A 12,930-nucleotide genomic window follows, 5' to 3' on the forward strand; every position below is an offset into this window, starting at 1 on the left:
CCTTATTTCCGTGAAAAGGTGTAGATTGCGACGATGGACACGGAGCCGAGCAGCCAGCCGAAAAAGACGTCGGACGGGTGGTGCATGCCGAGATAGATGCGCGAGAATCCCACCAGAGCGATCCCCACGCCCAGGGCGAGGCTAAGCCAGTGTCTTCCGCAGAACAGGGCAAGGGCCCCGGCAGCGCCGGTGATCTCGGTGGTATGCCCGGACGGCAGTGAGTGGTTCGCGCCGCTGCTGGTGAGCGGGTCGAAGAACATTCCTTCCCCGGGGCGCGGCCTGCCGATGGTCATCTTGAGAAATCGAACGGTGATCAGCGCGATGAGCAGCTGCACGATGATGTAGACGAAGAAGAACCGTTTCGTTCTCGCGTCGCCGCGTCTCCATGCAACAATGAGCATGGCCAGAAACACCACGTAGAAGAACGGGTTCCCGAAGTCGGTCACGAAGTTCATGAACTGGGTCATTTCGGGATGATCCGCCCGGAAGGTGGAAAAGAAGGAGACCACTTCCGCTTCGGTGCCTATCAGCGTCACCGTGGCGGCGAGCGCGGCAAGAAGGGGCAGCGAGGTCAGCAGCCAATCGACGAGAGGGCGTGCTCGATTCATTGAATGTCCGTGGGGTTATTCGGTGCCGGATTCGTTTTCGGGAAAGGCTTCCCAAGTGTAGCGTTCCCAGACTTCGCGGGAAGCGCCGAGCTCCTGCAGGATGTCGTGCAGTTCTCGGCCTTCCTTTTTCCAGTACTTGTACTCATGCTCGGCGCACTCGAAAGGAATCACGAGATCGCCGTTTTCATCGAAATAGGGTTTGCCAGTGTCCATGGGTCGGGACCATTTCACGAAACGGGCCGGAATTCAAGATGCAAAGGGCGAAACCCCGGCAGGAGACGTTCCGTGCCGGGGGTTTCGCGTATCAAGCTGGATGGTTACGCGGCCTGTGTGTCGCAGACGAAGCGGTCTACTTCGCGCACCTTTTTGATGATGGATTTGGAGATGCGTTTGAACTCGCCGAAGTCGCGAGGTTCGTACTTCGCCTTGGCGCGGGTCAGCCCTGCGAGGTTCAGCGTCTCGTTGAAGAGATACGGCAGATACACGGGGTTTTGCTTCACGAAGAAATCCACTTCCTGAAGCGCCTTGTGAATCTCCTGCTGATTGTTGTTGCAGTTGCGGAAGAGCTTGCCGAGCCGTTTTTCGATGTGCCTGAGTGAATTGGACCACTGATGGCTCTCGGGCCGGATCTGCATGGTGTGGTTCATGGTGCGGCACTGGTAAAGCTCGTCCATGAAACGTTCCACCGAGCCGGGGGCGGACGAGAACGCGCCCTGCGCCCATGCCTCCTGAAGCGTCATCCTGCGGCTGCCTTCGATGGGAGCGCCCCCGCCGTACACGTTGTAGACCGGGAAAGGCGCCTTCTTGAGGTCTTCTTCCAGATCGCGCTTGGCGCTGAGATACTGCGGCGTGGAGATGATCTCCTGCCCGTCCATGTTGCGCAGTTTCTGGTGCTTGGCGGGATTGAACTCGAAATTGCGGTTGGTGGCGTGGTGCCCCTCGGCATGGGAGCGCTGGTTGATCCACGCGAAATCCTGCCCAACGAGCGTGATGTGGCCGACTCCGAGCCAGCGAAGCAGCCGGGCCAGCGTCAGGGAGACGTTACCGCCCGCGTCCAGAACCAGCTCACGTCCCTTCATCAGATACGTGCCGAGGCCGCCGACGGTCCACAGCGGGATGGTGGGGCCGGGGTAGTGCTCAAGCACGTACGGGTCCACCTTGGTGGAGTAGATGAGCGGCACGTCGCGGGCGAACTCAGGGTCGAGCCTGTCGTAGATTTTGCGCATGGAACCGTCGAAGTCCAACGCCATGCACAGGTCCGGCTTCAGGCCGTAACGCTGCAGCACCGGCATGGTCTGCAAGGCGGTGGTGTAGAGTGCGTGGCCGCGCTCTTCCTTGAGAGCGGGGGCGTTGTCGGCAAGCGACGGGCCTGCGCCGAGGATGACAGCGCCGACTCCCGTGCCGCGGCTTTCCATTGGCTTCAGGGAACCTTCGCTCATGGCACGGCGGAAGTTGCGCAGCTCGTTGCCGACCATGACGTCCTGACGGTAACGCAGGGTGGTCAGCTCCAGCGAGAAATTTTCCAGCTTGTCGCGACAGATGCGGGCCCATTTGGCATATTCGGGGCCGAGCTGTCTGCTGGCGGTGTCCGAGCGCAGATGAATGTTGCCGTAGATGAATTGCAGGTCGAGATTCTTGATGATCTCGTACAGGTAATTCTCATCCGGCGGGCAGAAGTGCAGTTTCTTGGATCGCACGAAGGGACGGTAGTCGGTCTGCCCGAGGCAGGCGAGCAGCATCTCGGGGCGCGGCTCCAGAACGATGACCTTGTGCGAATCCGGGGAATTGGAAAGCACATGGTTCAGGCCGTAGCCCACGTTGCAGCCGACGATGAGCGTGGCGCTGGTGTGCGGCTTGTTCTGCGGAATCCAGTCCCGGTACAGGACGTTGGGCGTCATTTCGTCGAACATGCCCTTTTCCTGACCGTCTAGCCGCCAGTCGAGGATGCCGTGCGAATTCTCGAACAGCCGTTGGTTGAGTTCCTCGGCCTCGTAGTTCTGGCTGGAGAGCCACATGTACATGGGCGGGCACAGTTCCTTGAACCCTTCTATGTTGTCCTTTAGAAACGGAAATCCGATCATCCTAAGGTCCTTTGCTTGCGTTTGCCGGGCTGTGTTTCTGCTGACAGCATCAACACGCGTCACCACAACTCGCTTCATTAAATACAAATAGCATGCCAGTTGCGCCGTGCCGGATTTTGGCCTATTGTGCTCGCGTTGAATGTGCCTGAAATGTTCATTATTCCGGGGGAATAAAATGGAAAACGGCATCCTTGGCCTTATCGGGAATACCCCGCTCGTGGAGCTCAAGCGGCTCAATCCCAATCCGCGCGTCAGGATTTTGGCAAAGCTCGAAACCGCCAATCCCGGCGGCTCGGTCAAGGACCGCGTGGCGTGGGCCATGATCCGTCGGGCCGAAGAGAACGGCGAGCTCCAGCCGGGCAAGATTCTCATCGAGGCCACCAGCGGCAACACCGGCATCGGGCTGGCCATGGTCGCCGCGGTCAAGGGCTACCCCATCCGACTCATCATGCCCGAGACCGCCAGCGAGGAACGCAAGATGATCATGCGGGCCTATGGCGCGGAGATCGAGCTGACCCCCGGTCATCTCGCCACGGACGGAGCCATCGAGCTGGCCTACCGTATGGCTCGCGAGGAGCCTGACAAATACGTCCTGCTCGATCAGTACAACAACCCTGCCTGCGTCGAAGCGCACTACAACGGCACAGGCCTCGAAATATGGGAGCAGACCGGCGGCGAAGTGACGCACGCCGTGGCCACCCTCGGCACGACCGGCACCGCCATGGGCATGGCCCGTCGTCTGCATGAGATGGGCGGCGTGTTCGTGGCCGCGGTCGAGCCATATGAGGGCCACCGCATTCAGGGCCTCAAGAACATGCACGAGTCCTATCCCCCCGGCATTTACGACAAGTCTGAACTGGATGCCGTCCTGCGCGTGGACGACGAGACCGCCTTCGACCTTTGCCGCAGACTGGCTGCCGAAGAAGGCATCTTCGCGGGCATGAGTTCCGGAGCGGCACTTGGCGGCGCGATCCGGCTGGCCGAGGACATGGAGCAGGGCACTATCGTGGTCCTGTTCCCGGACGGCGGCGAACGTTACCTCTCGACCCCTCTCTTCGCTCCCCGCACCCGCCAGGGCGTGCGCTTATACGACGTGGCCCGAGCCGGAAAGGAACTCGTCAGGACCGAGCAGGGCACCGGCATCTACACCATGGGCCCGAGCCTCGACAATCCGGCCGGTTTGGATTCATGGCGGCGCGTCCTCGTGGCCGACGTCCTGTTTCGGCATCTGACCCTGCGCGGCGTGGACGTGACTCCGGTGGCCGGTCTGTCCGACATGGACGATCGCACCCTCGCCGCCGCCCGAGCCCGCGACGCATCCAGAGCCGATTTCGCCAGCCGCACCCGCCAGACGATTCTGGATACAGCAAAAGAACTCGGTGTCTCGGAAGCCATGCTTTTCCCCCTGACCGGCCCCAGCGAAGGTACCGCCCTCGACCTGTGCCGCAAGATGCTCGGCAAGGGGCTGGCCTACGAAAAACTCCGCAGCGTCTATTTCGACATTTTCCGAGACCCGCGCTACGGCGCCTTCGGCCTGCAGGACCCGGAACATCTCTCCGCAGGCAAGACAGTTGACCTCGACGCCTACGTCAAGGACAACCCGTTCGACTTCACCCTGCTCAAAAGAGCCACCCTGCTGGACCTCAAGTTAGGCGACGTGCTTGAAACCGAATGGGGCAACGTCCGGCCGAGCTGGTTCCTGCAGCACGCCGCCTGCGCCACGGAAGTCACCGGACGCACCGACATCTTCATAGGAAGCGAATCGCACCGGTTTCCGCATCTCGAAAATCTGCGCGCCATCTGGAGCAGCGCAGGACGCGAAGTGCAGGCATGGATGGTCGCCAACAGAACCGGCAGCGGCAACCTCGACGGGATAACCCAGCTCGTCGAGATCCTCGGCTCCGCCCACGCCGCCCGCATGTGGCTGCTTTCGGCCCACTACCGCAAGCCACTGGCCGCCACTGAAGAAAACCTGCGCATGTGGGCCCGTAACTGGCAGCGGGTTCAGGATGCCGCCGCCACCCTCGCCACCATGCAGGACGCACCCGGCACAGAAACCGATGACCGCGCCGAACAAATGGTCTTTGACCTCAACGCCGCTCTGCGCGAAGCCATGGACGACGATCTGGCACTGCATCATTTTTGGCCCGCACTTTTCACCTTCGCCAAAAGCGTCAACACCCTGTCGGCAGAAAGGAAACTGTCTGGAAAGACGGCCCAAATGCTGCTCGAAGCCCTCCATTCCGCCGACCAAGTGCTCGCAATCATCGACAATGACGCGCTGCCGCACCCGCTCTCAAGCCTTCCCGAAGAAGTACGAGGACTCGTGGCAGATCGCCAGAAAGCCAGAGCAGAAAAGAATTACACCGAGTCCGACCGAATCAGAGACACGCTGGCAACCAAAGGATTCAAAGTCGAAGATTCAAACCAAGGCCCAAGAGTCTACCGGATTTAAAACGGTGCCTCCGGCGGGCCCTTCAGGCGGACCAAAGGGGCGAGCCTCCTTTGGAATCCCTGGGTTGTCAGCGGGGTTGCAGCTGCTGAATCAATGCGGCCGCACAACTCGCGTCCCAGCTGCAACCCCGCTGACGGGGATTTATGTTCTGTGGTTCTTGGCTGACGAACTCTGTTAACCAGACTACATCCCGAGGAGCTCTTTGGTGCACAAGCTCCCCACTAGAAACCCAACAGACCATCCACTCCCGCCAACAAAGTACCTAAGCAATGCCGATTGAGGCATAGAGGCTCTTTTGACCGGTCCCGCAGATCCGGGTGGTGTCTGTAGCCACAGACGTTTCGCCCTGAGCAGTGACCGCGTCATAGGGCCTCTCGCCGAGAGCTGCGGCTCCCCTCAAAAAAGCGCAGTTTTTGCCTTCTTTTTTCTGCGCCAGCAAAAAAGAAGGTCGGCCAACAGGCCGAAACCTGCAACTCATGCAAAACAACAATGCCTCCGGCGGCCCCTTCAGCGGGACCAAATGGCCGCCGCTCTTTGCCGAGTGCAGGGTAGCGCCCTGACCGCCGGAGGCTCTTTCGTTACGTGAGGGGGAGACAAGAGAAAACGGAGCCGCCGAAGTGGCTCCGTTTTCTTGTGGGTGACCCACGAGGGGGTGAGGGTCACCGGAGATGACGCCATGCTATCCTGGGCGGGATATGGATCGGACGGATATCCCGCGACGGTTTGCACGGTAAAGCCGAATATCGACTTGTTGATAACAGGCTATCGTACAAATCCGCCCTTGGCAAGTACATACTCCGATCTTTTACGCCTTAGGCTATTATAATAACCACTCTAAATCCTACCTGAAAAGGTGTGAAAACTGGCCGTAACCTTGTTCTTCGAGTTCGTCCGCCGGGATGAAGCGCAGGGCTGCGGAGTTGAGGCAGTATCGAAGCCCTGTTGGTTCCGGGCCGTCGTTGAAGACGTGGCCGAGATGCGAGTCGGCGTGTTTGGAGCGTACTTCGATGCGGCGCATGAAAAGGGAGTTGTCCTCGTGTTCGGTGACGTTTTCATCCACCAGCGGCTTGGTGAAGCTTGGCCAGCCGGTGCCGGAATCGAATTTGTCCGTGGAGCTGAAGAGCGGTTCTCCTGAAATGATGTCCACGTATATGCCGGGCTCGTGGTTGTCCCAGTATTCGTTGTTGAAGGCCGGTTCGGTGCCGTTTTTGCGGGTCACTTCGTACTGGAGCGGGGTCAGGGTCTTCTTGAGCTGTGCGTCGGACGGGATGGAGTATTCGCCCTTTTTTTCCGGCTGCTCCGGCTTGGTGACACTGACGGATTCCTCGCCTTCCCACTTGTTTTCGGTGTAGCGGTCGCGACCGGAAAAGAAGCGGTAGGTTTTGTAGCGGACCGGATTCTTCTTGTAATAATCCTGATGATACTGCTCTGCCGTGTAGAAAGTAGAGAAAGGCAGGACTTTTGTGGCGACGGGTTTGTCGAACCTGCCGGATTCGTTCAAGGCTCGGATGGACTCTTCTGCAATGCGTTTCTGTTCCTCGTCGTGATAGAATATGGCCGAGGTGTACTGGAAGCCCCTGTCGCCGAATGAACCGCCTTCGTCGGTGGGGTCGTGGTGTCTCCAGAACGATTGGAGGATGGTCTCGTAATCGATCACGCCCGGGTCGAAATGCACCTGAACGGCTTCTCGGTGCTTGGTGCTTCCCGAGCTGACCTGTTCGTAGGTGGGGTTTTCGATTTCGCCCCCGGCGTATCCTGAAACGGCCTTGGTGACGCCGGGGAGTTTTTCCATGTCCGCTTCAACGCACCAAAAACAGCCCCCGGCAAGGGTGGCTATGGAAAGATCGCTTTCTTGTCCGGGCATGCGCGCCTCCGATGGTTTCGCCATTGGGGCGGAAACAGCCCCGGCGGTGAGCAGGAAAACAAAAGCCGCAATGATGGAAAGGCCAGTGTATCTGTTCATGAATTCTCCTAGTTGAGAATATTTACCATAATAACAGAGTAACCGGATACGGACGCAAGTCAACGCCGGGGGTAAAGAAAAATGCGTATCGTCCGATGGGACGTGTAAGGCAAGGTAAAAAAGCAAGGAGACCATCATGGAAGGTACCACTATCGCAGCACCCAGTAATCAGGGTACGGATATGGCCGAACAGATGAAGAGACTTGCCAAGCTGCGTATGCAGCGTCAGGTGTTCAAGGACCCGACCGTTGCCAGCGAGCTGGTCAAGACTCAGGCCACCGCAACCTACAACGCCGAAGCCAGCCTCGTACAGTCGGCGGTATCCCCTCGTGGATCCGTCTAACTTTCGAGGAAGGCTCCGAATGAAGCGGCCCCGCCGGATTGTACCCGGCGGGGCCGCTTTCGTTTCGCTTTCGTGCGGACTGGTTAGCCTTTTTTGGCGATCTTGGCCCAGCTGTCGCGCAGGGTGGCGGTGCGGTTGAAGACCAGTTTTTCGCCGGGGGTGTGATCCTTGGCGTCGGCGATGAAGTAGCCGGTGCGCTCGAACTGGAAGTGGGTGCCGGGTTCGATGTCGGCAAGCGCCGGTTCAACGAAGCACTCGGTGCGAACTTCCTTGGAGTCGGGATTGAGGCAGTCGGTGAAGGTGCGTCCTTCGCCGGGGTTGCCGGGCCTGTCTTCGGAGAAGAGTCTTTCGTAGAGCCGCACTTCTGCCTTGGCTGCGTGCTTGGCGCTGACCCAGTGAATGGTGCCCTTGACTTTGCGGCCGTCGTCGGACCAGCCGCCGCGGGTGGCGGGATCGTAGGTGCAGCGAACGGCGGTGATGATGCCGTTTTCGTCCTTGTCGCAGCCGGTGCAGGTTACATAGTAGGCGAAGCGCAGCCGCACTTCCTTGCCCGGCGTCAGGCGGAAGTATTTCTTGGGCGCGTCCTCCATGAAGTCCGCGCGGTCGATGATCAACTCGCGGCCGAAGGGGACCTTGCGGGTGCCGACGGACTCGTCTTCGGGGTGCAGCGGCATTTCGAAAACGTCCTCACCGTCCTCGGGATAGTTTTCGATGATCAGCCTGACGGGGTCGAGTACGCCCAGATAGCGCGGGGCGCGTTCGTTCAGGTCCTGCCGTACGCAGTGTTCAAGCAGGGCGTATTCCACCATGGAGTCCGCCTTGGCCACGCCGATGCGGTCGCAGAAGTCGCGGATGGATTCGGGGGTATAGCCGCGGCGGCGGAATCCGGAGATGGTGGGCATACGCGGGTCGTCCCATCCGTCCACGTGTCCTTCCTGCACCAGCTGGATGAGCTTGCGCTTGGAGAGCACGGTGCCGGATATGTTCAGCCGTGCGAATTCGTACTGATAGGGGCGCTCCTGCGTGGTGGCGCCGCCGCCGAAGACTTCGGTCTCGTTCTCGCCGCACGTTTCGGAGCCGATGCATTCGATGAGCGTGTCGAGCACCCAGTCGTAAAGCGGGCGGTTGTTCTCGAACTCCAGCGTGCAGATGGAGTGGGTGATGCCCTCGAAGTAGTCGGACAGGCAGTGGGCGAAGTCGTACATGGGGTAGATGCACCATGCGTCGCCGGTGCGGTGGTGATCGGCGTGCTTGATGCGGTAGAGCGTCGGATCGCGCAGGACCACGTTGGGCGAGGCCATGTCGATCTTGGCGCGCAGCACGCGTTCGCCGTCGCCGAATTCGCCGTCTTTCATGCGGCGGAACAGGTCGAGGTTCTCCTCGACGGGGCGGTCGCGATAGGGAGACTCCTTGCCGGGCTCCTTGAGGGTGCCGCGGTATTCGCGGATTTCCTCGGCGGACAGGTCATCCACGTAGGCCTTGCCGGCGCGGATGAAGAGCTCGGCCACGGCGTAGAAGCGCTCGAAATAGTCGGACGCGTAGAACTGATTCTCGCCCCAGTCGAAGCCGAGCCAGCGGACGTCTTCCTTGATGGAATCCACGTACTCCGTGTCTTCCTTCACCGGGTTGGTGTCGTCGAAGCGCAGGTTGCATTGTCCGTCGTAGTCGCGGGCGATGCCGAAATTGAGACAGATGGATTTGGCGTGCCCAATATGGAGGTAGCCGTTCGGCTCCGGTGGAAAGCGGGTAACGACCCGGTCGCCGTACTTGCCGTTTTCGAGATCCTTGTCGATGATCTGGCGGACGAAGTCCTTGCCTTTCTCAGGTGCTTCGGGCTTGTTGCTCATGCGCTCTCCTAAGCTGTGCGTGCACTGGAAATATCTTGAGAAACCGCTGTGCAGCGGGGTGATTCCGTTGGAACACGGATACGGGAAAAGCCCCGGTTGGTCAATGCTCATGCGGGTTGCGAACCTCGGACGAAAGAGGTAGGGGGAGCACCGATCAAATTGCAAGGAGACAACACATGTCGCTTTTCGTCATAGATGAATCACTTTGCGCACGCGACGGCCTGTGCGCAAGGGAATGTCCCGTGTCGTGCATCGACTGGGAAAAGGGCGGACTGCCCGTGGAGAATGGCCGTACCGCCTCTCGCTGCATCGCCTGCGGGCACTGCATGGCCGTGTGCCCCAAGGGGGCGCTTCAGCTCACCGGCTTTGGTGAGGCGCGTCGGGTCTCCAAAAAGGAGCTGCCCTCGCCGGAACAGGCCGAGCTGCTGATGCAGACCCGCCGTTCGGTGCGCGAGTACTCGGACAAGCCCGTGGACCGCGAGCTTCTTTCGCACCTGTTGAACGTGACAGAGTATGCGCCCTCCGGCCACAACGCCCGTCCCGTGGGATGGAGCGTGGCCGAAAGCCGTGAGAAGGTCGAGGCCGTCTGCGAGTCCGTGGCCGAATGGATGGACATTGAAGTCAAGGCGCGTTCCGAGAAATCCAGAGAATACTTCCTGCCCGGCATCCTGCGGTACTGGCGCAGGGGACGCGACCTCATCTGTCGCGGCGCTCCGGCGTTGGCGGTCTGCCATGCGCCCTTGAACGGCCCGACGCCGCAGGAGGATGCCGTGGTCGCGCTGACCTATCTTGAACTGGCGGCCCACGCCCATGGCCTTGGTGCCTGCTGGGGTGGGCTGGTCAAGTTCGCCTGCGATGCTCATGCGCCGCTGCGAGAACTGCTGGGCGTCCCTGAAGACCATGCCGTGCACGGCGTGCTGATGCTCGGCAAGCCCAAGGTCCGCTACGGTTCGGTGCCGCCGAGGCGTCCGGCCTCGGTCCGCTGGCTGTAGTCTCGGCCGAATGAAGTAACGGAAAACGGGTCGTCCTTGCGGGGCGGCCCGTTTTTTTATTGGAAAACAGATTGTATGCTTTTGGGCATACACTTTCCTTGAAATTGCTCGCGCAGCATCCTCTTGGCTGTTTCATTAAAAAATATCCGTATTGAGGGCGGAAAATCATTCGTTCATTCATTCCATGGAGCTAGACTGTGTTCCAATGACAAATATCAGGGAGTAGCGCGAATGGATAGGTTGGCTGATGCGCGCGTGGCGTGGGAACCCCTTCTGGGAAGCGCCTTTTTCATAAGCCTGACACCCATGCTCTGTTACAGGGTAGAGCCTGACGGCAGCAGGGGCTTTATTGAGGTCGTGAACCGGGCATTCATTGAAAAGTACGGTTATTCAGATGATGCGTTGAAGAAGATGACGGTCAACGATCTGGATGCGCCGGAAGTCCGTTCGGCCGTGCCGCCGCTTTCCACACGGTTCAGAGCAGCTAAGTCGAGAAGTTTTGAAACCATACATCTAATGGCTTCCGGAGCGCGAGTGGCTGTGGAGGTTCGTGCGGGATTGCTCGAAACCGAAGCTGGTCGTTTCGTGGTGGCCGGCATGCAGCCGCGAGAGGATTACGTTCCATCAGAGGAAGGGGAGAATGGTCGTGAAAGGATTTGTTCCGGAGTGCGGGAACTGGAAGAACTGAACGCGGATCTGATTCAGAAGGACATGGAGCTTCGCCGTCGCGAAGCGCAGTTCGATACCGCAAGGGAACTCGGCGGTATAGGAAGCTGGAGCGTCAATCTCGAAACTGGCGAAAAGTACTGGTCGGACGAGGTGTATAACATAACGGGATTTGACAAGGGCTCAGGGCCGGTGGGGAAGGACGAGTTGATACGGCTGGTCCATGAGTCGGATCGGGACATGGTCGAAAAGAGCTTTCTGAACTGTATTCGTAACGGACACGGGATGGACGTCCGGTTCGGCATGATAGGCTATGATGGTGTGGAGCGGCATGTTCAGGTTAGGGCGCTGATGGAGCATGATTCCAAGGATCACGGCATTTGGATGCACGGATTCGTGCGTGATGTCTCCGATGACTATCGTCGCGCGGCCAGGGCTCGCAGCAGCGAGGACATGTTTCGTTCGCTTTTCCTGAGCAGTTCCTCCGTCATGATGCTCATTGACCCGGACACCGGCACCATTGTCAGGCCGAATGCCGCGGCGTGCCGTTTCTACGGTTACAGCCGCAACGAGCTCATCGGCAAGCCGATCGGCGAAATCAACATGCTCTCGGAAGAGACCCTTGGAGAGCGCATATCGCAGGCTTCCGCCGAACAGAAGCGCCGCTTTCACTTTCAGCACCGTCTCGCGAACGGGGAGATTCGCGAAGTCGATGTTTTCTCCGGCCCAGTCAACGTTCTGGGAAAACGGCTTCTCTATTCCATCGTCATAGACATGACCGAAGAACGACGGGCCGAAGAAGAACTCAAGCGCGCCAGAAACGAAGCCGTGCAGGCCAACAAGGCCAAAAGCGAATTTCTGGCCAATATGAGCCACGAGATACGAACGCCCCTGAACGGTGTGCTGGGTATGCTCCAGCTTTTGCGGCAAACCGTGCGTCAGGCGGAAGAAATCGAGTATGTGGATACGGCGCTCGACTCAGGGCGCAATCTCCTGCGGCTCATCTCCGACATCCTCGACCTGTGCAAGGTGGAGGCAGGGCGCATGAGCGTGGAGAGCAACCGCTTTAATCCGCGCGAATTGGTGAAGGGGTCCACGGATCTGTTCCGGCGCGAGGCACAGGACAAGAACCTCAGTTTGCGGTTTCGTCCCAGCGGCCCCATGCCCGAATGGGTGCTGGGAGATGAAGTGCGTGTTCGCCAGATTCTTTTCAACCTCATTGGCAACGCCGTGAAGTTCACGCATGTGGGCGGCATCTCCGTTGATGCGGGTATGGTGCAGGATGCCAAGGGGCCTTTGCTCTGGGTCAGCGTGAAGGACACCGGCATCGGCATGCGGCCATGGGAGGTCCCCAAGGTTTTCGAGACCTTCACGCAGGCTGATGGCTCGTTCACCCGGACGTATCAGGGCAGTGGGCTTGGCCTGAGCATAGTCCGCAGGCTGGTGCAGCTCATGGACGGGACGCTCACGGTGGATACCGAGGAGGGGGCCGGGACCACGGTCGTCTTTACTGTGCGCTTGAAGGTGAATGATCCGGAGAAGGACGTAGCAGCCGGGAACCGCCCCAAGAAAAAGACGGCTCGCAATGCCAGGAAGGTCCTTCTTGTGGAGGACGAGCGCGTGAATCGTCTCACGGCCAGAAGGATGCTCGAAAAGGAAGGACACGCCGTGCTCTGTGCCGAAAACGGCAAGGAAGCGTTGGATATCCTCAATGCAGACCCCGAAGTGGACTGTGTGCTGATGGATGTCCAGATGCCGGTGATGGACGGCGTGGAAGCCTTGCGCAGAATCCGCGAGGGACGAACCGCCGCGTCTTCGGAGATACCGATCATCGCCCTGACGGCGCACGCCATGGCGGGCGACCGTGAACGGTTGCTGGGCGAAGGGATGAACGACTATCTCTCCAAGCCAGTCGGAGCCATGGAGCTGGTCCGGGCCGTAGACGCCGTCATGGCGAAATAGGCCCGGTCCCCAA

The 12,930-nt window shown here is 59.6% G+C and carries 9 protein-coding genes; 4 read left to right on the plus strand and 5 right to left on the minus strand.

What is annotated here, in order from left to right:
* Positions 1–2 precede the first annotated feature (2 nt).
* From B149_RS0103715 to B149_RS0103725, 3 genes are all read right to left on the minus strand, one after another.
* Positions 3–608 carry a phosphatase PAP2 family protein gene (locus B149_RS0103715; RefSeq protein ID WP_018123821.1) on the minus strand — a complete coding sequence of 202 codons (606 nt, stop codon included), beginning with the start codon at positions 606–608 and terminating at the stop codon, positions 3–5.
* 15 nt (positions 609–623) lie between these two features.
* A complete protein-coding gene (locus B149_RS0103720) occupies positions 624–821 on the minus strand; it encodes a hypothetical protein (RefSeq protein WP_040372158.1) in 198 nt (65 codons plus the stop codon).
* Between the two features lie 104 nt (positions 822–925).
* A complete protein-coding gene (locus B149_RS0103725) occupies positions 926–2,689 on the minus strand; it encodes a motility associated factor glycosyltransferase family protein (RefSeq protein WP_018123823.1) in 1,764 nt (587 codons plus the stop codon).
* 175 nt (positions 2,690–2,864) lie between these two features.
* On the opposite strand from B149_RS0103725, the gene B149_RS0103730 reads away from it, so the two are divergent.
* Positions 2,865–5,144, plus strand: coding sequence for a cysteine synthase (locus B149_RS0103730; RefSeq protein ID WP_018123824.1), 2,280 nt, complete (start codon positions 2,865–2,867; stop codon positions 5,142–5,144).
* A gap of 841 nt (positions 5,145–5,985) precedes the next feature.
* On the opposite strand, the gene msrB is transcribed toward B149_RS0103730, so the two are convergent.
* The gene (gene msrB / locus B149_RS0103735) at positions 5,986–7,107 is read right to left on the minus strand and encodes a peptide-methionine (R)-S-oxide reductase MsrB (RefSeq protein ID WP_018123825.1); all 1,122 of its coding nucleotides are present in this window, start codon (positions 7,105–7,107) and stop codon (positions 5,986–5,988) included.
* Positions 7,108–7,243: 136 nt separating this feature from the next.
* On the opposite strand from msrB, the gene B149_RS0103740 reads away from it, so the two are divergent.
* Positions 7,244–7,450 carry a hypothetical protein gene (locus B149_RS0103740; protein ID WP_018123826.1) on the plus strand — a complete coding sequence of 69 codons (207 nt, stop codon included), beginning with the start codon at positions 7,244–7,246 and terminating at the stop codon, positions 7,448–7,450.
* An 83-nt stretch (positions 7,451–7,533) separates the two neighbouring features.
* Here B149_RS0103740 and B149_RS0103745 read toward each other — a convergent pair whose 3' ends face one another.
* The gene (locus B149_RS0103745) at positions 7,534–9,297 is read right to left on the minus strand and encodes a glutamine--tRNA ligase/YqeY domain fusion protein (RefSeq protein WP_018123827.1); all 1,764 of its coding nucleotides are present in this window, start codon (positions 9,295–9,297) and stop codon (positions 7,534–7,536) included.
* A gap of 176 nt (positions 9,298–9,473) precedes the next feature.
* On the opposite strand from B149_RS0103745, the gene B149_RS0103750 reads away from it, so the two are divergent.
* A complete protein-coding gene (locus B149_RS0103750; RefSeq protein WP_018123828.1) occupies positions 9,474–10,289 on the plus strand; it encodes a nitroreductase family protein in 816 nt (271 codons plus the stop codon).
* A 231-nt stretch (positions 10,290–10,520) separates the two neighbouring features.
* A complete protein-coding gene (locus tag B149_RS16345; RefSeq protein ID WP_018123829.1) occupies positions 10,521–12,917 on the plus strand; it encodes a hybrid sensor histidine kinase/response regulator in 2,397 nt (798 codons plus the stop codon).
* Positions 12,918–12,930 lie beyond the last annotated feature (13 nt).

This window comes from Desulfovibrio oxyclinae DSM 11498, assembly GCF_000375485.1.
Taxonomy (GTDB): Bacteria; Desulfobacterota; Desulfovibrionia; order Desulfovibrionales; family Desulfovibrionaceae; genus Pseudodesulfovibrio; species Pseudodesulfovibrio oxyclinae.

Coding starts and splice junctions, on each gene's coding strand:
- B149_RS0103740 (WP_018123826.1), top strand. CDS start 7,244: ATGGAAGGTACCACTATCGCAGCACCCAGTAATCAGGGTACGGATATG.
- B149_RS0103750 (WP_018123828.1), top strand. CDS start 9,474: ATGTCGCTTTTCGTCATAGATGAATCACTTTGCGCACGCGACGGCCTG.
- B149_RS0103720 (WP_040372158.1), bottom strand. CDS start 821: ATGGACACTGGCAAACCCTATTTCGATGAAAACGGCGATCTCGTGATT.
- msrB (WP_018123825.1), bottom strand. CDS start 7,107: ATGAACAGATACACTGGCCTTTCCATCATTGCGGCTTTTGTTTTCCTG.
- B149_RS0103725 (WP_018123823.1), bottom strand. CDS start 2,689: ATGATCGGATTTCCGTTTCTAAAGGACAACATAGAAGGGTTCAAGGAA.
- B149_RS0103715 (WP_018123821.1), bottom strand. CDS start 608: ATGAATCGAGCACGCCCTCTCGTCGATTGGCTGCTGACCTCGCTGCCC.
- B149_RS0103745 (WP_018123827.1), bottom strand. CDS start 9,297: ATGAGCAACAAGCCCGAAGCACCTGAGAAAGGCAAGGACTTCGTCCGC.
- B149_RS0103730 (WP_018123824.1), top strand. CDS start 2,865: ATGGAAAACGGCATCCTTGGCCTTATCGGGAATACCCCGCTCGTGGAG.
- B149_RS16345 (WP_018123829.1), top strand. CDS start 10,521: ATGGATAGGTTGGCTGATGCGCGCGTGGCGTGGGAACCCCTTCTGGGA.